The sequence below is a fragment of the Paracoccus actinidiae genome, from assembly GCF_030863885.1.
In the GTDB taxonomy this organism is placed as follows: domain Bacteria; phylum Pseudomonadota; class Alphaproteobacteria; order Rhodobacterales; family Rhodobacteraceae; genus Paracoccus; species Paracoccus everestensis.
In genome coordinates, this window is record NZ_CP132956.1 from 4,542,501 (window position 1) to 4,566,970 (window position 24,470).

At 63.5% G+C, this 24,470-nt stretch carries 18 protein-coding genes and 16 pseudogenes (1 of these 34 only partly in view); 17 read left to right on the forward strand and 17 right to left on the reverse strand.

Annotation, left to right across the window (positions count from 1 at the left end; genetic code table 11):
- The 3 genes and pseudogenes from Q5701_RS22625 to Q5701_RS22635 all read right to left on the reverse strand — a co-directional run.
- Positions 1-289: the beginning of a relaxase/mobilization nuclease domain-containing protein gene (locus Q5701_RS22625; RefSeq protein WP_306753136.1), read on the reverse strand. Its footprint begins 1,157 nt before the window's first position; the window shows 289 of its 1,446 coding nt (coding positions 1-289); its start codon is at positions 287-289; its stop codon lies off the left edge, out of view.
- A 261-nt stretch (positions 290-550) separates the two neighbouring features.
- The gene (folD, locus tag Q5701_RS22630; protein WP_306753137.1) at positions 551-1,474 is read right to left on the reverse strand and encodes a bifunctional methylenetetrahydrofolate dehydrogenase/methenyltetrahydrofolate cyclohydrolase FolD; all 924 of its coding nucleotides are present in this window, start codon (positions 1,472-1,474) and stop codon (positions 551-553) included.
- A gap of 234 nt (positions 1,475-1,708) precedes the next feature.
- Positions 1,709-1,828: pseudogene (locus tag Q5701_RS22635) on the reverse strand (formate--tetrahydrofolate ligase); the annotation flags it as partial.
- A 24-nt stretch (positions 1,829-1,852) separates the two neighbouring features.
- Between Q5701_RS22635 and Q5701_RS22640 the strand changes: the two are divergent.
- On the forward strand, positions 1,853-3,259 hold the full coding sequence (locus tag Q5701_RS22640; protein ID WP_306755477.1) for an IS30 family transposase: 1,407 nt from the start codon (positions 1,853-1,855) through the stop codon (positions 3,257-3,259).
- Here the strand turns inward: Q5701_RS22640 and Q5701_RS23060 are convergent.
- The 3 genes and pseudogenes from Q5701_RS23060 to Q5701_RS23065 form a co-directional block, all read right to left on the reverse strand.
- Positions 3,216-4,328 (reverse strand): annotated as a pseudogene (locus Q5701_RS23060) (IS1634 family transposase); the annotation flags it as partial. The gene Q5701_RS22640 and the pseudogene Q5701_RS23060 sit on opposite strands and share 44 nt — an antisense overlap.
- Positions 4,310-4,702: pseudogene (locus Q5701_RS22655) on the reverse strand (IS1634 family transposase); the annotation flags it as partial. The pseudogenes Q5701_RS23060 and Q5701_RS22655, both read right to left, overlap by 19 nt.
- Positions 4,588-5,115 carry a GXWXG domain-containing protein gene (locus tag Q5701_RS23065; RefSeq protein ID WP_373568674.1) on the reverse strand — a complete coding sequence of 176 codons (528 nt, stop codon included), beginning with the start codon at positions 5,113-5,115 and terminating at the stop codon, positions 4,588-4,590. The pseudogene Q5701_RS22655 and the gene Q5701_RS23065, both read right to left, overlap by 115 nt.
- 123 nt (positions 5,116-5,238) lie before the next feature.
- On the opposite strand from Q5701_RS23065, the gene Q5701_RS22660 reads away from it, so the two are divergent.
- From Q5701_RS22660 to Q5701_RS22670, 3 genes and pseudogenes are all read left to right on the forward strand, one after another.
- Positions 5,239-5,550, forward strand: coding sequence for a hypothetical protein (locus Q5701_RS22660; RefSeq protein ID WP_306753139.1), 312 nt, complete (start codon positions 5,239-5,241; stop codon positions 5,548-5,550).
- Between the two features lie 237 nt (positions 5,551-5,787).
- Positions 5,788-6,106 (forward strand): annotated as a pseudogene (locus tag Q5701_RS22665) (IS481 family transposase); the annotation flags it as partial.
- Positions 6,107-6,110: 4 nt separating this feature from the next.
- Positions 6,111-6,608, forward strand: a pseudogene (locus Q5701_RS22670) (transposase family protein); the annotation flags it as partial.
- 315 nt (positions 6,609-6,923) lie between these two features.
- On the opposite strand, the gene Q5701_RS22675 reads toward Q5701_RS22670, so the two are convergent.
- Positions 6,924-7,169, reverse strand: a complete 246-nt coding sequence (locus tag Q5701_RS22675) for a hypothetical protein (protein WP_306753140.1) — start codon at positions 7,167-7,169, stop codon at positions 6,924-6,926.
- 136 nt (positions 7,170-7,305) lie between these two features.
- Here Q5701_RS22675 and Q5701_RS22680 point away from each other — a divergent pair, with 136 nt between their 5' ends.
- From Q5701_RS22680 to Q5701_RS22710, 7 genes and pseudogenes are all read left to right on the forward strand, one after another.
- Complete coding sequence (locus Q5701_RS22680) at positions 7,306-7,761, forward strand: hypothetical protein (protein WP_306753141.1); 456 nt, start codon at positions 7,306-7,308, stop codon at positions 7,759-7,761.
- Positions 7,689-8,726: a recombinase family protein gene (locus Q5701_RS22685; RefSeq protein ID WP_306753142.1), complete on the forward strand. Its 1,038-nt coding sequence runs from the start codon at positions 7,689-7,691 to the stop codon at positions 8,724-8,726. Before Q5701_RS22680 ends, Q5701_RS22685 begins: the two co-directional genes overlap by 73 nt.
- Positions 8,727-8,925: 199 nt before the next feature.
- A pseudogene (gene glmM / locus Q5701_RS22690) lies at positions 8,926-10,191 on the forward strand (phosphoglucosamine mutase); the annotation flags it as partial.
- A pseudogene (locus Q5701_RS22695) lies at positions 10,190-10,372 on the forward strand (3-oxoadipyl-CoA thiolase); the annotation flags it as partial. The pseudogenes glmM and Q5701_RS22695, both read left to right, overlap by 2 nt.
- Before the next feature lie 22 nt (positions 10,373-10,394).
- Positions 10,395-10,703, forward strand: a pseudogene (locus Q5701_RS22700) (electron transfer flavoprotein subunit beta/FixA family protein); the annotation flags it as partial.
- A 102-nt stretch (positions 10,704-10,805) separates the two neighbouring features.
- Positions 10,806-11,045 (forward strand): annotated as a pseudogene (locus Q5701_RS22705) (transposase); the annotation flags it as partial.
- A 160-nt stretch (positions 11,046-11,205) separates the two neighbouring features.
- Positions 11,206-11,400 carry a hypothetical protein gene (locus Q5701_RS22710; protein WP_306753143.1) on the forward strand — a complete coding sequence of 65 codons (195 nt, stop codon included), beginning with the start codon at positions 11,206-11,208 and terminating at the stop codon, positions 11,398-11,400.
- A 129-nt stretch (positions 11,401-11,529) separates the two neighbouring features.
- On the opposite strand, the gene Q5701_RS22715 is transcribed toward Q5701_RS22710, so the two are convergent.
- Positions 11,530-12,888 carry a GspE/PulE family protein gene (locus tag Q5701_RS22715; protein WP_306753144.1) on the reverse strand — a complete coding sequence of 453 codons (1,359 nt, stop codon included), beginning with the start codon at positions 12,886-12,888 and terminating at the stop codon, positions 11,530-11,532.
- Positions 12,889-12,894: 6 nt separating this feature from the next.
- Here Q5701_RS22715 and Q5701_RS22720 point away from each other — a divergent pair, with 6 nt between their 5' ends.
- Genes Q5701_RS22720 through Q5701_RS23070 form a run of 4 tightly spaced genes read left to right on the forward strand, consistent with a single transcriptional unit; the run spans position 12,895 to position 15,940 of the window.
- On the forward strand, positions 12,895-14,160 hold the full coding sequence (locus Q5701_RS22720) for a hypothetical protein (protein WP_306753145.1): 1,266 nt from the start codon (positions 12,895-12,897) through the stop codon (positions 14,158-14,160).
- A 31-nt stretch (positions 14,161-14,191) separates the two neighbouring features.
- Positions 14,192-15,367, forward strand: coding sequence for a CHAT domain-containing protein (locus Q5701_RS22725; RefSeq protein ID WP_306753146.1), 1,176 nt, complete (start codon positions 14,192-14,194; stop codon positions 15,365-15,367).
- A 39-nt stretch (positions 15,368-15,406) separates the two neighbouring features.
- Positions 15,407-15,727, forward strand: coding sequence for a thermonuclease family protein (locus Q5701_RS22730; protein WP_306753147.1), 321 nt, complete (start codon positions 15,407-15,409; stop codon positions 15,725-15,727).
- 51 nt (positions 15,728-15,778) lie between these two features.
- Positions 15,779-15,940 carry an excalibur calcium-binding domain-containing protein gene (locus Q5701_RS23070; protein ID WP_373568594.1) on the forward strand — a complete coding sequence of 54 codons (162 nt, stop codon included), beginning with the start codon at positions 15,779-15,781 and terminating at the stop codon, positions 15,938-15,940.
- A 443-nt stretch (positions 15,941-16,383) separates the two neighbouring features.
- Here the strand turns inward: Q5701_RS23070 and Q5701_RS22735 are convergent.
- From Q5701_RS22735 to Q5701_RS22750, 4 genes and pseudogenes are all read right to left on the reverse strand, one after another.
- A pseudogene (locus Q5701_RS22735) lies at positions 16,384-16,566 on the reverse strand (IS1634 family transposase); the annotation flags it as partial.
- Positions 16,567-16,591: 25 nt separating this feature from the next.
- Positions 16,592-16,930 (reverse strand): annotated as a pseudogene (locus tag Q5701_RS22740) (DDE-type integrase/transposase/recombinase); the annotation flags it as partial.
- Between the two features lie 46 nt (positions 16,931-16,976).
- A complete protein-coding gene (locus tag Q5701_RS22745; protein WP_306753148.1) occupies positions 16,977-17,168 on the reverse strand; it encodes a helix-turn-helix domain-containing protein in 192 nt (63 codons plus the stop codon).
- Complete coding sequence (locus Q5701_RS22750) at positions 17,165-17,713, reverse strand: hypothetical protein (RefSeq protein WP_306753149.1); 549 nt, start codon at positions 17,711-17,713, stop codon at positions 17,165-17,167. Before Q5701_RS22750 ends, Q5701_RS22745 begins: the two co-directional genes overlap by 4 nt.
- Positions 17,714-17,925: 212 nt before the next feature.
- Between Q5701_RS22750 and Q5701_RS22755 the strand changes: the two are divergent.
- Together Q5701_RS22755 and tuf are read left to right on the forward strand one after the other, a co-directional pair.
- A pseudogene (locus Q5701_RS22755) lies at positions 17,926-19,033 on the forward strand (IS3 family transposase).
- On the forward strand, positions 19,014-20,189 hold the full coding sequence (gene tuf / locus Q5701_RS22760; RefSeq protein WP_306753150.1) for an elongation factor Tu: 1,176 nt from the start codon (positions 19,014-19,016) through the stop codon (positions 20,187-20,189). The pseudogene Q5701_RS22755 and the gene tuf overlap by 20 nt, the downstream one beginning before the upstream one ends.
- Positions 20,190-20,215: 26 nt before the next feature.
- Here the strand turns inward: tuf and Q5701_RS22765 are convergent.
- The 5 genes and pseudogenes from Q5701_RS22765 to Q5701_RS22790 all read right to left on the reverse strand — a co-directional run.
- Positions 20,216-20,782: pseudogene (locus tag Q5701_RS22765) on the reverse strand (ATP-binding protein); the annotation flags it as partial.
- Positions 20,779-21,351: pseudogene (locus Q5701_RS22770) on the reverse strand (Mu transposase domain-containing protein); the annotation flags it as partial. The pseudogenes Q5701_RS22770 and Q5701_RS22765, both read right to left, overlap by 4 nt.
- Positions 21,352-21,865: 514 nt before the next feature.
- Positions 21,866-22,150 carry a hypothetical protein gene (locus Q5701_RS22775; RefSeq protein ID WP_306753151.1) on the reverse strand — a complete coding sequence of 95 codons (285 nt, stop codon included), beginning with the start codon at positions 22,148-22,150 and terminating at the stop codon, positions 21,866-21,868.
- A 431-nt stretch (positions 22,151-22,581) separates the two neighbouring features.
- Positions 22,582-23,447 (reverse strand): annotated as a pseudogene (locus tag Q5701_RS23135) (IS30 family transposase); the annotation flags it as partial.
- A 5-nt stretch (positions 23,448-23,452) separates the two neighbouring features.
- Positions 23,453-24,445 (reverse strand): annotated as a pseudogene (locus Q5701_RS22790) (IS110 family RNA-guided transposase); the annotation flags it as partial.
- Positions 24,446-24,470 lie beyond the last annotated feature (25 nt).

A 24,470-nucleotide genomic window follows, 5' to 3' on the forward strand; every position in this document is an offset into this window, starting at 1 on the left:
CGAGCCCGATCGTGTTGCCAAACAGAGCATGGGACTTGGTGAAGAGATACTTGAGCTGCGCCCGGAGCCGGACCGGGGTCTGCGTGCCGCCGCGCGCGATCCGCTTCAGCACCGCCGCGTTCGAGCCCTGGCCCACCCGCCACAGATCGCGTGCCCGCGCCGAGAAGGATGACCCCCCTGCCCCCGACCGACGCGCCCTTGCCTTGCCCAGCCCGCTGTCGCGCGGTGCCCTGCCGCCGACGCGGCGCAGCCGGATCTCGCCGATCAGATCATCCGCGAGGCTCGCCACCTTCGGCCTCCCGCCATGCGGCAAAAAGCCGGATGCCACGCCGGCGCTGCTCGTCCACCACCTCAACGGGACCGCCGAGCGCATCCCTCCGCTGCCCGATCTGGTGGGCGCGCAACCGGCGTAAACTTCACACCGCGCCGGAAACTGCCCTAGTTACGGAAGCAAGTAAGTGGAGCAGATTTCCGGCATGATCGTTGCGTCCGTGGCGGCACGCACTCTGTCGCAGCCGAAGAGTCGGTTGCCTGTTCAAATACGCAATCGTCACACCGCTGTTTCCGGTTCCGGCAGGCCGTGGATGCGGCAGCAGGCCGTGAGGGTGTTGGCCAGCAGGCAGGCGATGGTCATGGGGCCCACCCCGCCCGGAACCGGCGTGATCGCACCTGCGATCTGCGATGCGGCGGCATAGTTCACGTCGCCCACAAGACGCTGCTTGCCGTCGCGCTCGACGCGGTTGATGCCCACGTCGATGACCGTCGCACCGGGCTTGATCCAGTCGGCGCCGATCATCTCGGGCCGGCCGACTGCGGCAACCAGGATGTCGGCATTGCGGCAGATGGCGGGCAGGTCGCGGCTGCGAGAATGCACGATGGTGACAGTGCAGCTTTCCTTCAGCAAAAGCTGCGCCATCGGCTTGCCGACGATGTTGCTGCGCCCGACCACGACCGCGTTCAGGCCGGCCAGCGAACCAAGGCGGTCCTTCAGCAGCAACAGGCAGCCCAGCGGCGTGCAGGGCACCATCGCCTTTTGCCCGGTGCCCAGCAACCCCACGTTCAGGATATGGAAGCCGTCCACGTCCTTGGCCGGGTCGATGGCGTTCATCACCAGGTCGCTGTCCAGATGATCTGGCAGCGGCAGTTGAACCAGGATGCCATGGACCACCGGGTCTTCGTTCAACCGCCGCACCAGCGACAGCAGCGTCGCGGCATCGGTGTCGGCGGGCAACCGGTGCTCGAACGAGGCCATGCCGGCGGCCTTGGTTTGCGTCCCTTTGTTGCGGACATAGACGGCCGAGGCGGCGTCTTCACCCACCAGGACGACAGCAAGGCCGGGGGTCACCCCGTGTTCGGCCTGAAGCCGGGCGACTTCGACGGCGACACGTTGGCGCAAGTCGGCGGCAAAGGCGGCGCCGTCTATCGTCTGGGCGTGGGCAGGCATCGTGGCCAGGGGGGTGGCGGTGGCGTTCATGGGCAATCTCCTGATTCAAGCGTCGCCGCGGCGGCAACAAGGGGGTGTGCGATCCCGCTGACAAGCGGGAACCAGATATCTGAAACCGGCGGTTCCTTTCGCGGCAGAGGATCACGCAGCCGGCACACCTGCTGATGCCTGTGGCTGCTTCACAGCGGCCACGTTCCATCCAAAGCGCAGCAGTTCGTGACGATGGGCCGGGCAGTGGCGCAAGCCGAATACCTTATCTTAAGCCTAGAACAGGCCTTCGATTTGTCCCATGTCGTTGAGGCCGATGGTTTCGGCTGCGGGATGGCGTGGCAGGCCGGGCATGGTCATGATCTGGCCGCAGATCGCCACCACGAAGCCCGCGCCGACACCCTTTTGAAGGAGGTTGCCATGGCAAGGGGCAAGCGAAGATCAGAGCGCTGCACGAGAGCGGCGCTGCATTCACCCGGGCGTCCTGGCGTTGCGCGTCGAGAAGAACGGTTGCAGTTTTGGGAGTTGATTGCGGCAGGCCGATCAAGCGAGAGCGCGGCGGTCGAGATCGGAGTATCACAGCCGGTAGGAACGAGGTGGTTTCGCGAGGCCGGCGGCATGCCCCCATCACATTTATTACCTTCCGCAGGAAGGCCCTCGGGACGGTATCTGTCTTTCGAGGAGCGCGAGGAGATTGCATTGATGCGGGCCCGGGGCTGCAGTGTTCGGCACATAGCGCAACATCTGAAACGGGCTCCATCGACGATCTCGCGTGAGCTGGGGCGCAATGCCGCAACTCGAAACGGTAGTTTCGAGTATCGCGCGACGACGGCCCAGTGGCATGCAGAACGCGCGGCCCGCCGCCCAAAGGTGGCCAAGCTGGCATCGAACGAAGCCCTGCGCCTTTATGTTCAGGATCGCTTGGCCGGCCAGGTCACGCATCCGGATGGGAAGGCGATCAAGAGGCCGAAGGTTGCCTGGAAGGGGCGACGCCATGGCCCGAGACAGGCACGGCGGTGGGCAATAGCTTGGAGCCCTGAACAGATCTCGCGAAGGCTTGAGCTCGACTTTCCAGGGGACACGACGATGCGAATTAGCCATGAGGCGATCTATCAGGCGCTCTATATCCAGGGACGTGGTGCCCTGAAGCGGGAGTTGACGGCGTGCCTTCGCACCGGACGAGCCCTTCGGGTTCCTCATGCCAGGAGCACGGGCCGCGGCAAGTCATTCATTTCACCTGAGATCATGATCAGCGAGCGTCCCGCCGAAGCGGCGGATCGTGCCGTTCCCGGTCATTGGGAAGGAGATCTTATCCTCGGCTTGAACAGTTCGGCCATCGGCACGCTGGTCGAGCGGACCACACGCTTCACCTTGCTCCTTCATCTGCCGCCCATGGCTGGGCATGGAACGGATCTGCGTCAGAAGAACGGACCCGCGCTCGCCGGACATGGCGCCGAAGCGGTTCGTGATGCCATTGCGAACAGCATCACCGAACTCCCGAGCCATCTTCGCAGGTCGCTTGCCTGGGATCAGGGTGCGGAGATGGCCCGCCATGCGGATCTGAAGATCCTCGCGGGGCTACCGGTCTACTTCTGTGACCCCCACAGCCCTTGGCAACGCGGCACAAACGAAAACACCAACGGCCTTCTTCGGCAATACTTCCCAAAAGGCACAGACCTCAGCACGCATAGCCCTGAAGATCTGGAAGCCGTCGCAGTCGCCCTGAACGGCAGACCGAGAAAGACGCTCGGCTGGAAGACGCCCGCAGAGGCGCTGGACGAGCTCATGACGAGAACACAATATGCTGGTGTTGCGACGACCGGTTGAGATCGCCCAAGATCCCTGTAAAGGTCTGTGCTCCAATGTGGGTTACGTGTTTTTGGATGCGCGCCAGGTGATCCAGCGCGGTTCTGGGGCTTGCGGTGTGCCCTTTCGCCTTCAGGCGCATGCGCATGACCCGGTAGAGAACGAGGGCGAGGAAACAGATCAGGGCGTGGGCCCGGATCCGGTCCGGCAGGCGATGGTGGACGGGGGCGATCTCGATGTCGGATTTGAGGACGCGGAAGCCGCGCTCAATATCGCTCAAGGCCTTGTAGTGGGCCACCGCCTCAGCGGGCGTGAGGTCGGGCGCGTTGGTGATCAGCGCCAGCTTGCCATCGAAAAGCTCGGCCGCCGCGATTGCCGCCTCGTCGAGCGCCCAGCTGAACCGGTCCGTGGCATAGTCTGCCTTGATGAAGCGCGGGTGAGTTCGGCCTCGGCGACAGCGCGGGTAAAGCGGCCATAGGCGCCACGATCAGAAGCCCGGCGACCTCGGGCGGTCTGGCCGGCATCCTGCGCGTCGAGGCGGGTCACCATCTTCTCGGCCATGGCCTCGAGCTCGGCAATCCGGGCGCGGCGGCGAGCTGTCTGATCCTGGGCGCACAAAGGATCATGGGCGACGATCAGGCGATGGCCGGCGAAGCTGGCCTCGGCCAGGCCGTCCTCGGAGAAGGTCAGCTTGCGGAAGGTCTCAGCCAGGTCCGTGTAGACGGGCTGTCTGATCCTGGGCGCGCAAAGGATCATGGGCGACGATCAGGCGATGGCCGGCGAAGCTGGCCTCTGCCAAGCCGTCCTCGGAGAAGGTCAGCTTGCGGAAGGTCTCAGCCAGGTCCGTGTAGCGCCGCGCCGGAACTGCCAGGATGAAGTCGAGCTTGCGCCCGCCCTGTTCGGCGAGCGCGGTCAGCTCGCCGATATTCTCCATGCTCAGCAGCCCGCGATCGGCAATCAGGACGACACGCTGGACCGGAAAGCGCTGCAGCACGGTCTTCAGCATCGCCTGCAAGGTTCTGGTCTCGGCGACATTGCCGGGATGAACCGTGTGCATCAGCGGCAGGCCTTCCGCCGTCTGCACGATGCCAGGATGAAGTCGAGCTTGCGCCCGCCCTGTTCGGCGAGCGCGGTCAGCTCGCCGATATTCTCCATGCTCAGCAGCCCGCGATCGGCGACCAGCACGACACGCTGAACGGGAAAGCGCTGCAGCACGGTCTTCAGCATCGCCTGCAAGGTTCTGGTCTCGGCGACATTGCCGGGATGAACCGTGTGCATCAGCGGCAGGCCTTCCGCCGTCTGCACAAGGCCGAGGACGAATTGCCGGGCGATGCCGCCGGTGTCCTTGTTCATGCCAAAGGCGCGCAAATCATCAGCGACCTCGCCCTCGCCATGGATCCGCACCGTGGTGAGGTCGTAGAAAACCACCGCCAGGTCGTGATCCACGAGGGGGCGGATCTGACGGCGCCCACCTGAAAAATAGAGGAAAAGACGACGGGCGGACAACTACGCTGACACAGGGGGGCAAGGCTTGCCGAAGGCCCCCGTGCAAGCAGAGCTCTGCGGACGAGGGCAAAACCACCCCGCACGGGGATGCTCCGGGCGACGCGAGGCCAACGCAGGGCCACCGACAGTGGCAAACGGCTGGGATCAAGCGCAATGTCGGGGTGGAAGATCAGGGGGTAAACGCGCTCCTTGCACTCGAAGCGCTTTCCCTGCCAGCCAAGTCTCTCGAGAAGGCCGTCAAGCGGATGGCCGGTGGGCAATCCCGAGCCCCGCCAGGTACCTGTCAGTTCCTCGGGCTCGGTGCCCGGCAGGCTGTCAAAGCGGGTAAGGGCACTTTCGGCCGAGAGGCCATTGCTGCGCCATTGTCCCACCCAGCTCGGTTCTTCGTCCTGGGGGTTGCGCTCTCCAAGGACCTCGCGAGGTGCCTTAGGGTCCAGCGCCGCGGCGAGCTCAGCGGAGATGCACTTGGATGACCCGGCATAGCGGGCCGATCGGTGAAAGCCGATGGCACGACGTGCGCCAGAGACTCGCGCAATCTCTCCGGCAGCGCCGGCAGCCAAGTGCGCAGTGGCACGAGCACGGTCGCTATGGGCGTCCGTAAAGGCGGCTTCTATGAACAGGTGATCGGCACCGCGGGCGAGTTCTATGATCCTTTCGCGGCTCTCAACAGTGTCGGCGGCATCGGTGACGTAGGCGACGCGCTACCCTGGTTCGACATGAAAGACAAGCTCGCGGAGCTCGCCGAGGGGCATTGCGCCCTGTTGAGGAACGCGATGCGTTGCTCGGCAGGGCACCCGCGCGGATAGCGGCTCTAGCGGCCTCCAACCAAGGGCCGACTGGCAGGCCGAGCTCATCAAGGGCGGACTGTCGGACGTTGATGCGCAGGCTTTCTTGTAAGGCAAAGGCAAGAGAGGTGGTCCGGGATTTTCGACCAGTTTGCTGCCTTGCTAAGTGTTCCATCCCGGATGATCACATAGACCCTCGCCGATCTGCCCTGTTCATGGCAAGGTCGATCCTGCGCGAGGTTCGAGAGGGGTTCGAGCATGCTGATCTCTCTGCACAAGCAGGCGACGACGACGCCGAAGATCCGTGCCGCGATCCAGACCAGCAGCGAACCGGCCTGGCGGGTGGCCGAGCGCTACGGGATCTCCGAGCAGACGGTCTGGAAATGGCGGGGTCGCGACGACGTCCACGACCGGAGCCACACGCCGCACCGCTTGCAGACGACGCTGACGCCTGCGCAGGAGGCAGGCCGTCGCGGTTGCACTCCGCAAGGCGCTTCTCTTGCCGCTCGACGAGCGGCTCGCGGTGGTGCGCGCGTTCCTCAACCCGCATGTCTCTCGCTCGGGGCTCGACCGCTGCCCCGTCCTGGGCCAAACCCCATGCCGTCAGCGGAACCGCAAGGGACATCGCGGGAGCCTTGCCGCCAGAAGCCTGGCAGCGCCTTTCGGCAGGCTCGGGCACAAAGGGCGAGCGCCTCCACGACTGGGCCTACCTTGATCTGGCCGATCTCGATGCTGATGACTTCAATGCCGATTTCCGCGGGGTCTGGACGCGTGGCCTGCTGATCCGCCGCACTATCTCTGACGGCGAGTTGGCGTTCTTCACCACCTGGTGTCCGCAGGGCACGGGCATGGATACACTGGTGCGCGTCGAAGGACATCGATGGGCAATCGAGGACAGCTTCGAGGCCGCAAAGAACGAACTCGGCCTCGATCACAACGAGACCCGCTCCTGGCACGGGTGGCACCGCCATGTGTCGTTGGTCATGCTGGCCTTTGCCATGATGGCGACCATTCGCCATCACGCCAATGCCGAACCGCCCAAAAAAACCATGCGCAGGATGCCAGCAAACCCAGGCTGATCCGCTGGTCAATCCAGGAGATCCGACGCATCGCCAATCGCTTGGCCCAACGTCAGATCGAACCGGCTCATATCATCGCATGGTCGATGTGGCGAAGGGCCCATCAAGCCGCGGCAAGGCAGGCCCACCTTCGACTAGGCTGATCCGTTGGTCAATCCAGGAGATCCGACGCATCGCCAATCGCTTGGCCCAACGTCGGATCGAACCGGCTCATATCATTGCATGGTCGATGTGGCGAAGGGCCCATCAAGCCGCGGCAAAGCAGGCACACCTACGAAGAAAGGTGCAACTGTAATGCTAGGCAATGACCCTTGCTCAGTACCTGCCGGAGGCATCGAGATAGGCACGTAACTCGGCTTTCAGTTCCTGCAGGACAGTCCTGAAGTCCTTAACTTCCTCCAGGGTTTCGGCATCGGGCTTGCCCTCAAATTGTCGCAGTGAGGCCTGAGCCAGGAAGAGATCCTCGCAAATCGATCGAAACTGTTCGTCTTTCAGGTAAAGACGTCTGATAGCCTTGGCACGATCTGGAAAAAATCCGACGGCAAGGTCCACGGCGCGCATGCGGATAAGACTCCTTTGTTGCAAAACAACTGGGAGGATTATTATAATTTCTAGGCTGCCTTAGAAATTCCGCCTCAACAACCGCCTTACAGAGTACGTTACTGTGACGTTCCTCTAGGTCGGGAAGGAATGGTTGATGATGACAGATCTGACACCAGACCTGATTCGCGGCGAGTTGGCACGCATCCTGGCCTCGCCCGACTTCGATGCCTCCGAACGCAATAGGCGTTTCCTGAGCTATGTGGTCGAGGAAACGCTGGCCGGGCGCGCAGACCGCATCAAGGCTTATAGCATCGCGACCGGCGCCTTCGGTCGGAGCGAGAACTTCGACACAACAGCCAACTACCGCAAGCGGCACTCAAGGGCCGAGCGCCCGTCGCCGCCCTCAAGGACTGGCAACGCCAAAGGCCGGAGCTGTTCAGAAAGCGCGTACACAATCACGCGGGATGTGACAACTAGAAACTGGTCCCCTTTCTCGGCGCCATTGCCGAGCACCAGTCGCGCGAGACCGCCGACAAGGTGCGGCGTGGCCAGAAGGGCGGCACCCGCGACGGCCGCGTCACCGCAGGCCTTGCCTACGGCTATCGCGTGATGCCCCGCGCGAAAGGCCTCCACCGCGAGATCGTGCCGCATGAGGCCGAGATCGTCCGCCGCATCTTCGACGATTACGCCGCCGGGATTGCGCCACGCCAGATCGTGGCGCGGCTCAATGTCGATGGCATTCCCTCTCCGCCCCGGGGCAAGTGGAACGACTCGACGATCCGGGGCAATGCGCGCAAAAGGGACGGTATGCTGCGCAACGAGGCCTATGTCGGGATCATCGTCTATGGCCGCAACCGGTTTCACCGGGACAGCGAGACCGGCCTTCGGGTATCGCGTCCTGCCGATGCCGACGACATCACGTACGGAGAGGCGCCGGACCTTGCGATCATTGCAGATGACGTATGGAACGCAGTCCAGGAGCGTCTAGAACGGACCCACGAACAATACGCGGGTGGGAAGACGGCGTTGAACGACAGCCACCGTGCCCGATACCTGCTGAATGGACTGGTGAAGTGCGGCTGCTGCGGCGGCGGCTACACAATCACAGGCCAGGACCGCTATGGCTGCTACCGGCGCAAGACCCAGGGGCGGCAGGAATGCCCCGACAGCCGCGCCATCTCGCGGCAGCGGCTGGAGGCCCGCGTGCTGGCCCGCCTGCGCCAGGGCCTGATGACTCCTGTCTTTGCGGCCCAGTTCGCGGCGGAGGTCGAGCGGCTCATGACGCAGGCTCCGGAAGATGGCGCCGCCGACATCGCCCGGATCGAAAGAGAGCTGAAGAAGGCCGAGGCCGCCATTGAGCGCCTGCTCGACCGGCTTGAGACCGACGAGGCAGGGGAGGCTCTGATGGCACGGCTGAAAGCGCGGGAAGCTGAGCGCGATGCGCTGCGCGGGGACCTTGCCGCGACAGTGGCGTCGGAAACGGTGGTGATCCCGACGCCCGCCGAGTTGGAGGCTATCTACCGCGAGCAGGTGGCGCGGCTGGAAGCTCTGCTGACCGGCAGTGATCAGATGTAAGCGCGACGCCGACCCCCTCCTGCCATTGCTAAGCTGAACCGGCCATTGTCGGCGTGTGTGTTGGTTTTAGGGGCTTGGGATTTGGGAAGAGGCAAAGAAGTGGGCGTCCATTTGGACGGTCCACCGCGTCCACGATATGCGCGATCTGGTTCAAGGACTGCGGCTGTGGCAGGCCGCCAACAATGAAAAGGCAGAGTAGATGAGCAGAGGCTTGTTCGGGACAGACGGCGTGCGCGGGCGCGCCAATACCTACCCCATGACGGCCGAGATGGCCTTGCGCCTGGGTGCTGCGGCGGGCCGGTATTTCCGGCGCGAAGGCCAGAACAGCGCGCATCGCGTGGTGATCGGCAAGGATACCCGGCTGTCGGGCTATATGCTGGAAAACGCGCTGACGGCGGGGCTGACCAGCACCGGCATGAACGTGCTGCTGCTGGGGCCGGTCCCCACCCCCGCCGTGGGGTTCCTGACCCGCTCGATGCGGGCGGATGTGGGCATCATGATTTCCGCCAGCCACAACCCGGCCGAGGATAACGGCATCAAGTTCTTCGGCCCCGACGGCTTCAAGCTGTCCGACGACGCCGAGGCCGAGATCGAGCGCATCGTCGCAGACGACATCACCCCCGCCCAGCCCGGCAATATCGGCCGGGCCAAGCGGATCGAGGATGGGCGCGGCCGTTACGTCGAATATGCCAAGACGACCTTTCCTGCCGGCAAGCGGCTGGACGGGCTGCGCGTGGTGATCGACTGCGCCAACGGCGCGGCCTATCGCGCCGCCCCCGACGTGCTGTGGGAACTGGGCGCCGAGGTGATCCCGATCGGGGTAGAACCGAACGGACGCAACATCAATGCAGGCGTGGGTTCCACCCATCCTGAAGCTTGCGCGGCGGCGGTGCTGGCCAATGGCGCGCACCTGGGCATCAGCCTGGATGGCGATGCCGACCGGGTGATCATCATCGACGAAAAGGGCCGCGTGGCCGACGGCGACCAGATCATGGCGTTGATGGCAGCCCGCTGGGCCGACCAGGGGCGTCTGCGCGGCAATGCCCTGGTGGCCACGGTGATGTCCAACCTGGGGCTGGAACATTTCCTGGACGGTCAAGGGCTGCGACTGGAACGCACCAAGGTCGGCGACCGCTATGTGGTCGAGCGGATGCGCGAGGGCGGTTTCAACCTGGGCGGCGAACAGTCGGGCCATATCGTGATGACCGACTATGCCACCACCGGGGACGGGCTGATCGCGGCCATGCAGTTCCTGGCAGCAATGGCCGAAACCGGCGACAGCGCCAGCCGGCTTTCCGCACAATTCGACCCTGTGCCGCAGTTGCTGAAAAACGTCCGCTACGCCGCAGGAGCCGATCCGCTGTCTGCGGCCAAGGTCCGCGCGGTCATCGCCGATGCCGAGGCGCGGCTGGCGGGCACCGGGCGCGTGCTGATCCGCAAGTCGGGGACCGAGCCGCTGATCCGACGATCCGCGTGTGAACCCCAACGGCGGGGCCATTGCGCTCGGCCACCCCCTGGGCATGTCGGGCGCCCGCATCACCGGCACCGCCGCCCTGGAACTGGCCCGCACGGGGGGCCGGCGCGCCCTGGCCACCATGTGCATCGGCGTGGGCCAAGGCATCGCACTGGCCATGGAACGGGTGTGACAGGAAGAAAGCAACCACAGCCATGAAGATTTTGGTGCCTGTGAAGCGGGTGATTGACCACAACGTGAAGGCTCGGGTTCGGGCGGACGGGTCTGGGGTTGACCTGGCGAATGTGAAGATGTCGATGAACCCCTTTGACGAGATCGCGCTCGAGGAGGCGATCCGGCTGAAGGAGAAGGGCGCGGCCGCGGAGGTCGTGGTCGTGTCCATCGGCGTGCGTCAGGCGGCCGAGACGCTGCGCACCGCGCTTGCGATGGGCGCGGACCGGGCGATCCTTGTGGTGGCCTCGGACGACGTGAACACCGACATCGAGCCGCTGGCGGTGGCCGAGTCTTAAGACGACTCTATCACGGGCGTCCGAGACGGCGAAGTTCTTGCCCTTGGCAAGGCTGTGGCTCGCGCTGCTGCTGGCTACGTTGATAGCCGTGTTGCCGGCGCCACCAGCTGGTTTTGCGACCCACAGGCGCCATGGCAAAAGGGAACGGTCGAGAACACGAACGGCAGGCTGAGAAAGCACCTGCCCCGCTCAACTAAACCGACGGCTCTGACAAATCGATATTTGAGGTCGATTTGCCACCGCCTCAATTCCACGCCGCGCAAGTGTCTCGGCGACCAGACACCCGCGGAGGTCTTCGAAAGCAACCTGATGGCCATTAACAACAGGCTGGAGTAGAAGAAAAACAAGCATTTGCGCTTCGGCGTGAGTTCACAATTTCCTGGTACGTGATCCTTCCCGGCCAGGGCGCCGCCTTCTTTCGCATGGCGGCCTGAGATCCATCCGCCTGACGAAAAGGCAGGCAGATCATGCCGGTTGCATCAACGAAAGACGAAACATGAGCATCCATGACAACAAGCCGGCCGCGAGCCGGATGCCGCCTGATGCCCAAACGTCAGAGGTGGAGAAATACCGTCCTGCAAGCCACCAGCCACCAGAAGCATCCGGGCGACGCCAATCCGGCAAGACCACCCTGCTGAACCGGTGCATCATGATTGGTGGTTTCGGCGCTGTCGCGGTTGTGGCCTACTAGGGTGTGTTGACGTTCACCGGAGCCGAATGACGGTTGCGGCGAGAGCAATGAAGGCGCTGAAACTTTCATCAGTCTTGCAGCAGCGCATGGCGATGCCTCTGTATTCCTTGAGCCTGCCGCCCGCACGGTTCAGGTTTCCTGGAAGACGCGTGCGACGTCTTCGGTTGTTGTGTTTCCGTCTCGGATGTTGCGCAGCCCGTCGGCCATGAGGCCTGGGCCGTGGCGGCGGGCCGTGCGGGCCAGATCGGCCTCGGCGGCGCCCCCGTGGATCATCTCCTCGAGATCGCGGGTGACGGCGATCACCTCGTAAAGGGCCAGGCGGCCCGCGTAGCCCTGGCCCTGGCAGGCCGGGCAGCCTGTGGCGCGAAACACCCGCTCGCCCACGGCCAGGCCGTCCAGCAGGGCGGCATCGGCCGGGCTGGCCGCTTCGGGGCGCCGGCACTGGGGGCACAGCCTGCGCACCAGCCGCTGGGCCACCAGGCCCACCAGCATGGGCGCCAGCAGGAACCGCTCCACCCCCAGGTCGATCAGCCGCGACACAGCGCCGATGGCGGTGGTGGTGTGGAGCGTGGACAGCACCAGATGGCCCGTCATCGCCGCCTCGGCCGCGATCTGGGCCGTGTCGCGGTCGCGGATCTCGCCCACCATGATCACGTCGGGGTCCTGGCGCAGGATGGCCCGCAGCCCGCGGGCAAAGCTCAGGTCGGTGCGCGGGTTGACCTGCACCTGGCCGATGCCGTCCAGCGAATACTCGATCGGGTCCTCGACCGTCATGATGTTGCGCGTCCGGTCGTTGAGCCGCTCGAGGGCGGCGTAAAGCGTGGTGGTCTTGCCCGAGCCTGTGGGCCCCGTCACCAGCACCATCCCGCTGGGACGCGCCAGCAGGCGCGCGAAGACCTCGGCGTCGCGCGCGCTCATGCCCAGGCGGTCCAGCCCCAGCCGGGCCTGGTCGCGGTCCAGAAGGCGCAAGACCACCCGCTCGCCGAACTGCGAGGGGATGGTGGACACCCGCACGTCGACCTCGTGGGGGCCCACCCGCAGCGACACCCGGCCGTCCTGGGGCTGGCGCTTTTCGGCGATGTCGAGGCGCGCCATCACCTTGATGCGGCTGACCAGAAGCGGGGCGAGCGCGCGCTTGGGTTCCAGCACCGGGCGCAGGATGCCGTCGATGCGCAGCCGCACCACCAGGCGCTTTTCCTGGGTCTCGATATGGATGTCGGAGGCCCGCTCGCGGATCGCCTCGAGCAGCAGCGCGTTAATCAGCCGCACCACCGGCGCATCGCCCGAGCGGTCCAGAAGATCGTCCACAACCGCCGCCGTGTCCGCCAGCGAGCCAAGCCCGCCCCCGTCCCCCGCCGCATCCCCCGCCGCAGCCGACGCCAAAACCGCATCGTCGCGGTAAACAACCGATACACGAGCGTCGAAAATGTCGTAACCGGGGCAGATTGCGGGGCACGGTATTGCGCTTGTGATCTTGGTCTGATTCAAAATCGTATGGGCCTGTCATCGGATGATACCTTTGGGACGCTGAGCGCCGACAGTTTGCGTCGGCTCGTCGGTGATCTGTTGCGACGGCTTCAATCGCTTGAGGACCACGTGACCCACCTGGGCGATCAGCTCGCGTCAGCCGAGGCGGCCCGGGCCGCCCTGCAAGCCGAGAACCAGGAACTGCGCGATGAGATCGCGCGGCTGAAAGACCTGCCGCCGCGGCCTCCGTTCAAACCCTCCGGCATGGACAAGATCACGGAACAGGAGGTTCGCAAGAGCGGCGGTCAACGGCGGCGGCGCGGCCCGAAACGCGACACGGACCGCGTCACCCGTGAGGAGGTGCTGACCGCGGCGGCCCCTGCGGGGTCGCGCTTCAAGGGATATCGAACCATCCTGGTTCGTGACCTGTCGATCTCGGCGGAACTCATCTGCTACCGGCGCGAACGCTGGCTGACACCGGAGGGGAAAAGGGTCATTGCGCCCTTGCCGGAAGGACTGCTGGGTGGCTTTGGGGCCAACCTGCGCCGGTTCTGTCTCGCGCTGCATGCCCAGGGGCAGGTGACGACGGAGCGGCTGACCGCGATCCTGAACGGCATTGGCATGGACATCTCCAAGCGCCAGGTGGTGCGCATCCTGACCTCTGATCTGGATGGGTTTGTCGCAGAGGATCAGGCGATCCTGCGGAGCGGCCTGGCCAATGCGCCTTATATCAGCGTGGATGACACCGGTGCCCGACATGCTCGCCGCGACGAAGTCACGACCCAGATTGGCGGCAGCCGGTTCAGCGTGTTTCGCACGGGCCGCTCGAAGTCACGGCTGAACTTCCTGTCTCTGCTGCGGGCCGGGTGTGAAGATTACATCATCAACGATGCGGCGCTCGATTACATGCGCCTTCGCAAGGTTGCGCCGGATGTCATCGGCAAGCTTGCTGCCCACCCCGAGACCTCATTTGCCTCGCAGATGGCTTGGTATGATCACTTGGTCAGGATGCGCCTTGACGTCTTCGACCGCACCCTGGTGCGCGAGATCACCGAGGCCGCCCTGTGGGGCGCGGTGCGCCACCATGGATTGATGGGCAACACGGTGGTCGTGTCAGACGATGCCGGACAGTTCCGCATCCCCAATCATGCCTTATGCTGGGTCCATGCAGAGCGCCTGCTGCAAAAGCTGATGCCGAAGACACCCCAACAGACGCGCAAGCTGGACGGCGCTCACGGAGAGGGTTCAGGCTCTTCGCTGTGGTCTGGACAGCCAGGAGTGGGAGGGGATTAGCCGGCCGGCGCGCTGTGGGCGCCTGCTGGGAATGCGAGCGCGGCCGCTCCTATCCGACCCGCTTCCGTTTGATCTGGGGATTGCGCACGAACTCTACGGAGCCCTGCTGGGACCGGTCGAGGATCTTATCAAGGATAAACATCTCCTCATCGTGCCCTCCGGACCACTGACAAGCCTGCCGTTCCAGGTGCTGGTAACCGAACAGCCTCAATCGGTCCGGCCGAAGAACTTCGATGAGTATAGCGGGGTGGCGTGGCTCGGCCGGCGTCAGCCCCTCACCGTTCTGCCTTCGGTTTCCAGCCTGCAGGCGCTGCGCCAGTTTGCCAAGTCGAGCACGGCAGAGAGGCCTTATCTTGGCTACGGCAACCCGGTGCTACTTGGCGATGGTGGGTGCCGACATCAGATCGCCAGTGAAGCATGCACGCCGCCCGGGGTGATCGCAGCCAACGACCCGCTGCCACCACGCGAACGCTCAGAGGTGCCCAGCGGGAGCATCGACCGGATCTATCACAGGGGGGCTGGCCAAGAGGCTGTGACGGCGGAAGTTCGCGCGCTTTGTCCTCTGCCGGACACCTCCTTCGAACTCCGGTGTGTGGCAAAGAGCCTAGGCGTGCCTGAGAGTGAGATCCGGCTTGGATCGTCCTCAACCGAGGCCGACATCAAAGGGCTTAGCGAGGCGAACGAGCTCGAGAACTATCGAGTGGTGCATTTTGCCACCCATGGACTCCTCGCCGGCGATACTGAGGCGATGGCACGCCGCCAAGGAGAGCCGGCCCTTGTGATGACACCGCCAGAACATCCCAGGGATGCTGACGACGACGGGCTGTTGACCGCCTCAGAAGTAGCGCAGCTGAGGCTCGATGCCGATTGGGTGATCCTTTCAGCTTGCAATACGGCTGCCGGTGACCAGCTCGGCGCAGAAGCCCTCTCCGGCCTTGCACGAGCGTTCTTCTATGCTGGCAGTCGCGCCCTTCTCGTTTCGCACTGGCCTGTCTACTCCAACGCCGCCGTGCAGATCTTGGACAAGACCTTTGTGGAACTGCGCCAGGACGAAACTATGGGCCGCTCCGAGGCGCTTCGCCGCGCCATGGTTGACCTAATGGATGACCCTCGCCAGGAGGACAACCCGCATCCCTCCATCTGGGCACCGTTCTCCCTCGTCGGCGAAGGAGCTCAGTGTTGTGGCAAATCCGCTAATCCGGGGTAGCAATATCAGGGGCTTAAGATTTTAACTGTCGAAGATGGGTTGCATGGCATCGATGCCGCAGAAAGTGGCCAGATCTGCAGGGAACGTGACGGATCGGCCTGGCGATGCGGGCAGGCGGCGGCCCTGGCTCTTGCGGACAAGATCGGGCAGACCCCGGTGCTCTGTGAGCCGCTCGACCTGGACCGGTATGGGCGTATCATCGCAAGATGCTTCAGCAACCGCGACGACCTCAACAAGTGGATGGTCGGAGAAGGCCTGGCGGTCGCCTATCGGCAGTATTCCTCTGAATACGTGTCTGAGGAAGTTCGTGCCCGCAAAGCGCAAAAGGGCATGTGGCGAACAGACTTCGATATGCCTTAAGACTGGAGTAAGGGATCGCGGAAGTCGCATGCTCCCGTCGAGACACCGGAGATGCTGCAGCAGCTTGTCCAGCAATCCGACTCCTGCAGCCCGCGACGGACCTGCTCGGCGATTGGAAGCTGCCAGGAAGCGCGGTGGTATTTGGAGAACTGCTCCTGGGGCGGTCGTCTTGACCGCGACAATGACGGCGTTCCTCGCGAGAGCATGTGCTGATGCCTGCCTGGTAAGAACCAACGTCCTAATACTGCACACACGCTGGCGAACGTTAGAGATATCTTAACCTGATACGGGCAATGTTGCGGTGATCGCGATCCAATAAACTCATCAACTTATTCCCACCACCACTCCTGAATGCCACCTGCAGCCAGTCTGCGTGTTCTCCTTGCTAAAGACCAAACCTGACCGATTTTCTATCGGCCGAGCGGCCTGTGCTTTCGTATTGGCGCCGCTCGGCTGGAAAAGCAGATTGCAAGACGCCCGCTGCAGGCCCGACAGTCCCGCTCGCAATGGCGATGGACCATAGCAGACGCACATGGACAACGGATTGAACGGTCGCCAAAGCGGCAGATCCGGTTGATCTCCCATCTTCGACAGCTAAAATCTTAAGCCGTTGATATTGCTACCTTGGATTTGCGGATTTGCCACAACACGAGGGTTCAGGCGGGCTTTTTGATGTTGAGTGCGTCGAAGAGACTCAATTGTTCCGGCTGGGATTTCAAGATCCCTGTAAAGGTCTGTGCTCCAATGTGGGTTACGTGTTTTTGGATGCGCGCCAGGTGATCCAGCGCGGTTCTGGGGCTTGCGGTGTGCCCTTTCGCCTTCAGGCGCATGCGCATGACCCAGGCAGCCTTCCGCCAGAACCGCCTGCCGGATCAGGGCAGCCGCCAGCTCCGCGCTCTCGCGCTCATGAACTTCCCAGGCGACGATCTTGCGACTGAAGATGTCCACGATCAGGTAAAGGTAAAAGAACATACCGGCGATCGGTCCAGGCATCCAGATGATGTCCCAAGTCCAGACCTGGCAGGGCGCACTGGCCTTGTAGCTGGCGGGTGGTTTGCGCCGGACCGGCGGTCTGGCCCGGCCCCGATGATGCTGTTGCCCCTCCGCGCGTGAGGCATGCGGTAGAAACTGGACTCCGAGGCCAGATACCGTCCCTGATCGGCCGGTTTCGGCACGATCTGGCTGGGCGGAAGGCTGGCGAATTTCTCAGAATTGCAGATGTCCAGCACGGCCGCGCGTTCTTTGGCGCTCAGCTTGTTGGCCGGCGCGGGGCGCGGCGTGAGGGGCGCTGATCGGCGTGGACCTGACCGTCTTTCGTCCAGCGCCGCAGGGTGCGCTCGCTGATGTTCAGTTCAGCACAGGCGTTGGCGCGCCGCGCGCCAGCGATGACGGCCGCGTCGATCAGAGCAACTGCAGTTTGGCGATCCGGGGTGCTGATCATGCGTCCTCGTCGCCCCCCCAGATCGCCGCAGCCTTTTTTCGGAGAACCAGCAGAGCGGCGGTTTCCGCCAGAGCCTTGTCCTTGCGCGCCAGGTCCCGCTCCAGATCCCTGACCCGCTTTTTCTCTTCCTTCGTGGCCTGAGCCAGACGCACCGTGCTCGTGCGCTCCCAATCATTCGCCTGCTCGCATGCCGCCCGCCACGCGGTGATCTGCGCCGGATAAAGCCCGCGCGTCCGGCAGTATTCGCTCAGATCGGCCTCGTTCAGCGCAGTTGTTTCCAGCACCGCCGCGAACTTGTCGCGCGAAGACCAGCCTTCGGGACCAGCATCGGCGTCAGGCAAAAGCTGACCCTTGGCCCGCGCCTCGGTTCGCCACTTGTGCAGCGTCGCCTCCGAAATTCCTTCCTCCCGCGACAGCTGCCGAATGGCCATGCTGTGCGGCGGCAGCATCCGTTTCAGCACAGCCGTTACGTTCCGGTGAATATCCCAAGTCATCGTCCTATCCCGCCCACCTGAAAAATAGAGGAAAAGACGACGGGCGGACAACTACGCTGACACAGGGGGGCAAGGCTTGCCGAAGGCCCCCGTGCAAGCAGAGCTCTGCGGACGAGGGCAAAACCACCCCGCAAGAGGTGGTTCAGGAAATCTGAACGGCTGGGATAGGTGGATTTTCCGCGTCTGAGCCGGGCCAGAAATTGATCTGGTGGATCAATTTCCCGGCGATTGGGCAGCATGATGCTGCGAGCGAGGAGAAGACCATGACCAGACGACCGCGCGAGGTCCCACAGCCCGGCACTGAAGGCGAAAGTGGCTGTAGCTGCGATCAAGCGTCGCAGCGCCCCGCCCTGATCGAGCTGGCGCAGGATTTCGACGTTCACCCGAACCAGGTCAAGCAGTGGCGCGATCCGTTGCTTGAGGGCGCGACCGGGGTTTTCGGTGAAGCCTGAAAGCCGAGCCAGAACCGATCATCGATGTGAAGACCCTGCATGCGACGATCGGAGATCTGACGCTGGAGAACGATCTTTTGTCCGGCGCGCTTGGGACGAGGCGGGTCTGTTGCCGAGCGCAAGAAGATGATCGATCCAGCCGCGAAGCTGAGCGTCAGCCGCCAGGCCATCGTGCTGGGGATCAGCCGGGGCAGCGTCTACTGCAAGCCCCGCCCGGTGTCGGACGCGGATCTGAAGCTGATGCGACCCTGATCGACAAGCTGCACCTGGAGTTCCCGTTCGCGGGCAGCCGGATGCTGCAGGGATTACGGGTTCGAGGCAAGGCTTCAAGGTTGGGCGGCTGCATGTTGCCACGCTGATCAAGCGCCTGGGGATCGAAGCCCTTTATCGCAGGCCGAACACCTCGAAACCTGCGCCGGGGCACAAGATCTACCCCTATCTGCTCAGGAAGCTGCCCATCACCCGGCCCAAGCAGGTCTGGGCGATGGACATCACCTACATTCCCCTGGCGCGTGGGTTCATCTATCTCGCTGCCGTGCTCGACTGGTTCACCCGACATGTCCTGGTATGGCGGGTGTCGATCACGCCCGAGGCGGATTTTTGCATCGAAGCCCTGGAAGAGGCTCTGACAAGGCACGGCGCACCCGAGATCCTCACTACCGACCAAGGCAGCCAGTTCACATCGACCGAGTTTATCAAGGTGCTGGCCACCCGCGAGATCAAGATCAGCATGGACGGCAAAGGCGCCTGGCGCGACAACGTCTTCGTGGAGCGCCTGTGGCGGACTATCAAATACGAAGAGGTCTACCTGCGGGCCTATGCCGGCCTCTCGGAAGCCCGCAACGGGATCGGCCGTTATCCCGGCTTTTACAACAGCCGACGCCCACACTCATCGCTTGATGGCAAAGGCAAAGTTTGAACGGACGAAACCGCATGTCAACATTGGCACGATTGGCCATGTTGACCACGGCAAGACGACGCTGACGGCTGCGATCACGAAGTATTTCGGCGAATTCCGGGCTTATGACCAGATCGACGGGGCACCCGAGGAGCGGGCGCGCGGGATCACGATCTCGACGGCGCATGTGGAATACGAATCGGAAAACCGCCACTACGCGCATGTCGACTGCCCGGGCCACGCCGACTATGTGAAGAACATGATCACGGGTGCGGCGCAGATGGACGGCGCGATCCTGGTGGTGAACGCCGCCGACGGCCCGATGCCGCAAACGCGCGAGCACATCCTCTTGGGTCGCCAGGTGGGCATCCCCTACATGGTCGTCTACCTCAACAAGGTCGACCAGGTCGATGACGAGGAACTGCTGGAACTGGTCGAGATGGAGGTGCGCGAACTGCTGTCCTCCTACGACTATCCGGGCGACGACATCCCGATCATCAAGGGCTCGGCCCTGGCCGCGATGGAAGGCCGCGATCCCGAGATCGGCGAGAACTCGATCCGGGCGCTGATCGCGGCGGTGGACGAATACATCCCGACCCCCGAGCGTGCCATCGACCAGCCGTTCCTGATGCCGATCGAGGACGTGTTCTCGATCTCGGGCCGCGGCACGGTTGTCACGGGGCGTATCGAGCGCGGCGCGGTCAACGTGGGCGACGAACTGGAGATCGTGGGCATCCGCGACACCCGCAAGACCACCTGCACGGGCGTCGAGATGTTCCGCAAGCTCTTGGATCGCGGGGAAGCGGGCGACAACGTGGGCGTCCTGCTGCGCGGCATCGACCGTGACGGCGTGGAGCGCGGCCAGGTGCTGTGCAAGCCGAAGTCGGTGAACCCGCACACCACCTTCGAGGCCGAGGCCTATATCCTGACCAAGGAGGAAGGCGGCCGCCACACGCCGTTCTTTGCCAACTACCGCCCGCAGTTCTACTTCCGCACCACGGACGTGACCGGGACCGTGAAGCTGCCCGAGGGCACCGAGATGGTGATGCCGGGCGACAACCTGAAGTTCGAGGTCGAGCTGATCGCGCCGATCGCGATGGAGGAAAAGCTGCGCTTCGCCATCCGCGAAGGCGGCCGCACCGTCGGGGCCGGCGTGGTCTCCAAGATCATCAAGTGATCTGACGGCGCGACAACGTCCCGCCGCACCAGCTCGAACAGCAATTCGGCGCCGGTCTTGGACAGCGGCACGAAGCCCAGCTCGTCGATGATCAGCAGCTTGTAACCGGCCATTTGCTTCTGAACGCGAAGCAGGCGGCGCTCGTCGCGGGCCTCCATCAGTTCGTTGACCACGGCTGCGGCGGTGGTGAAGCCAACGGAGAGCCCCTTCTGGCAAGCCGCCAGTCCGAGGCCAAGGGCGACGTGCGTCTTGCCCGTGCCACTTGGACCAAGGGCAATGACGTTCTCGCGGCGGTCGATCCATTCGCAGCGGGCCAGTTCCAGCACCTGCATCTTGTTGAGCTTGGGGATAGCGGCGAAGTCGAAGCTGTCGAGGCTTTTGACCGTGGGGAATTTGGCGGCCTTGATGCGGCGTTCGACCATCCTCCGCTCCCGGTCCATCAACTCCAGTTCGACAAGCCGGGCGAGGTATCGGACATGGTCCATGCCTTCGGCCGCGCATTGCCGGGCCAGCTTCTGATGTTCCCGCAGGAATGTCGGCAGCTTCAGGGCCTTGAGGTGATGGGCGAGCAGGATTTCCGGGACATCGTTCATGCCGCGTCCTCCGCATTGCCCGACAACAGCCGCATGTAGGAACCGGCCTTGGTCTTCTCGACCGTGGCCTTGGGCAGATAGGGATAGCAGTCGAGGTCCAGGCGGGGCGGACGGCGTTCCACACGACAAAGCAGCAGGTGCTTTACGGCGTCAAAGCCAATCGCGCCCATCTGGAGCGCCTGCTTCACCGCGGCATGCAGATCAGCCAGGTCGAAAGTTTCCAGCAACCGCAGGACCTGGACGTATTCGCGTCGGCCATGTCGGTTCATGCGCGCTTCCATCAGCCGGCGCAGGGTGGCGAACTCCTCGGGAAGCTCCCAGGTTTGCAATGGTGCGGCCTGATCCAGCGCGTTGATCTTTTGCTCCAGCAGCGGCAGGTAGTGGATCGGATCGAAGACGATCTCCTCGCGATCCCAGCAGCGGGGATGGCGGGCAATGACCTCGCCCCGGCAGCCGATCACCACGTCGTGGACATAGGCCCGGATCCAGACATCCTGATGGCCGAAGGCAACCGGCACCGAGTAGTCGTTGGTCTTGTAGCGCACCAGACACTGGGACGCCGACGCAAACTGTCGGCGCTCAGCGTCCCAAAGGTATCATCCGATGACAGGCCCATACGATTTTGAATCAGACCAAGATCACAAGCGCAATACCGTGCCCCGCAATCTGCCCCGGTTACCCTAGGCCCGCCACAGCAAATTAGCCCACGGATTTTAGTCTGAAATATGCCACAGCCGCAATTACCACCGGTAATGCGGATCAGAGACTGATTTACGGATGGTTGATCTATATCTGGTAATTATTGCTTATCGACAGCACTCGCCGGGGGCCGTCAGCAGCCCGCTCTGCGTACCGACAGGCTGCTCTCACGGCTCTGGACTACAGGAGTGCTGCGCTGACAGGAGGCACGGGCTTGGTATCTGACCCCCATGCCCTCCTCAAAAAGAGCACCGGTCAGCGGCACTCTGTTTTATACGTGTACACAAACGACCGTTTTATAGAACGATATACAACTGTAATTTCCCGCATTGTTGGCTGCGGAGGCGGCGTGCGCTCGACTGGCGAAGGCTCAACGCATGTCTATTAGCTTGGTGCTGTACCGGGGGCGTGCAGCGACTGCTTCGATCTTTGCGAACCGTTCAGGCAGGCGCTCAGGGCGCTTTCGGGTGTCATGCCGTGATTTTTGACCTTGCCGATGACACATCTGCGACGTTCACCCTGTTTCGCCTGGGAACCGGCGCAGATCTTCATGGCTTCCTCAAGACGAATGCCATGGCGTTCCCTTACTGTCGCCGCGCACTGGCGGATATCCCAGGCGGCATAGGCCGGCTGCGAGAGGATGATGAGCAGAGAGACGAGACCCTTCACGCAAGCTCTCCTGGTTTTCTTGCTCTGGGACGCCCGCTTGCGGACAGCCTTTCCTCCAGAGATCATTCTAGCACGGATCGGGCTTCCTGCCACGCTCATGCAGCGATCCGGCAGCGGCCTTTAGGATGCGAAACCCTTAGGAGAGGCGGGTGTCAACGTCGGTGCAAAACCCGGCCACGCGGCGGCGTAAAACCAGGCCAGGTGGCGGTGGCCTGCGCCATGGCGCGCGCGCTTACCATAGAGCTGGCGCGTGCCATGGCGCATTGGCCCGGTTCAGTTCTCGCTCGCTCATCATCACCCATCCCATGTCCGGCTCCCAAGGATCGACACGATGCTCATCCAGGGGAGTGTGACATTCCTGAATTGCAGAGGTGAGACATTTTAACTTTGCGGTGTGGACTCACGCCGAAGCGCAAATCGTTGTTTTTCTTCTACTCCAGTCTGTTTCTGATGGCCATCAGGTTGCTTTCGAAGACCTCCGCGGGTGTCCGATAGCCGAGACACTTGCGCGGCGTGGAGTTGAGGCGCTGGCAAATCGACCTCAAATATCGATTTGTCAGAGCCGTCGGTTCAGTTGAGCGGGGCAGGTGCTTTCTCAGCCTGCCATTCGTGTTCTCGACCGTTCCCTTTTGCCACGGTGCCTGCGGATCGCAGAACCAGCTCGCAGCGCCGATCCCGTCCTTCAGTCGCCGCCAGGCAGAGAACTCGGTGCCACGATCAAAGGTGATTGACTGGCGTGCTTCGGCGGGCAAGGGGGCGAGCCCCGCGATCAGCGCGCAGCGCCGATCCCGTCCTTCAGTCGCCGCCAGGCAGAGAACTCGGTGCCACGATCAAAGGTGATTGACTGGCGTGCTTCGGCGGGCAAGGGGGCGAGCCCCGCGATCAGCGCTTCCATGATCGGCTCGGAGTGGCGATCCTCATTGCGCATGATAACGGTAAATCGGCTGACCCGCTCGACCAGCGAGGTGACATTCACCTTGCCGTTTTCCTTTCGGAACATCATCAGATCGCACTCCCAATGGCCGAACTCCTGACGCTCGGCAACAACCGCAGGCCGGTGACACAAGCTCTGGCTGTCCTGGATGTGACTACGCTGATGTCGTCGGTGGTTTCGCGGCCTGCGACGTCTGCGATGCTCGGGCAGGTGGCGATAGAACGCTTCCTCAAGGCCAAGTTTTGAATAGGCGAAGCGGTAGATCGTTTCATGGCTGACGCAGATGCGGTGCTGCTCAAGCCGCATTCGGCCAGCAATTTGTTCCGGAGACCAACCCGCCTTGAGCGCATCTTCGACCGCTGCCTTCCGCCACGGCGCAACGTTGCCCAGGCAATTCGGGCCAGCTTGGCGGCCAAGGCGACAACCGCAACATTGCGGTGCGCTCGGGCCAGCAGACCGCGCAGCCAGGCGCCGAGCGGCGTCTCGGTCTTCGTCAGCCCTGGCAGTGCCGCGCGAGCCCCATGGATGAACAGCATGCGCAAGTATTTGTTTCCCCGCTTGGTGATCCCCAGCAGCTTTGGTCGGCCGCCGGTCGTCATTTGCCGCGGAACAAGGCCGAGCCATGCGGCAAGGTCGCGCGCCCGTCGGAAGGCGTCGCCTGAGCCCACTGCCGCCACCATGGCGGTGGCGCCCAGAACGCCGACACCGGGGATTGTCACCAGATGCCCGGCCTGGGGGTCTGCCCGGACAAGCTCGGCAAACTCCGCATTCAAGGCAGCAATGCGGCCGTCGAGTTCGCGCCACTCGGCACGCATGTCGGCGACCAGCTCGTAGATGCGGGGGCTCAGCCCCTCGGGTTGCTGCGCGATCAAGGCATCGACCTCACGTTCGAGCACGCGTCTTCCTTGCGGGAAGGTGATCCCGCGCTCCAGCAAGATCGCGCGCAGCTGGTTGAGCAATGTCTGTCTGACCCCAACCACCCGCGAGCGGGCCCGGTGCAGGGTCTGTAGGTCGAGTTGATCCTGGCTCTTCAGTTCAACGAACCGCATCGTCGGACGCGTGGCAGCCTCGGCGATGGCCTCCGCGTCCCGATCGTCGTTCTTCTGCGCCTTCACGTAAGGCCGCACGTATTCAGGCGACATCAGTCTGACGTCATGACCGCGCGCAGCGAACAGTCGCCCGACGTGATGCGCCCCGCAGCACGCTTCCATCGCCACCGTGCAGGGCGCAAGCTTGTCGGCCAGCGACACCAAGGTCGCCCGGCGCACGCGCCGCCGCAACACAACAGCGCCATCGGCGTCCATGCCGGCAATGCTGCAAAGGGTCTTGCCCAGGTCAATTCCGAGGGTAACGATCGTCATGGTCCGCTCCTTTCTCACAAACATG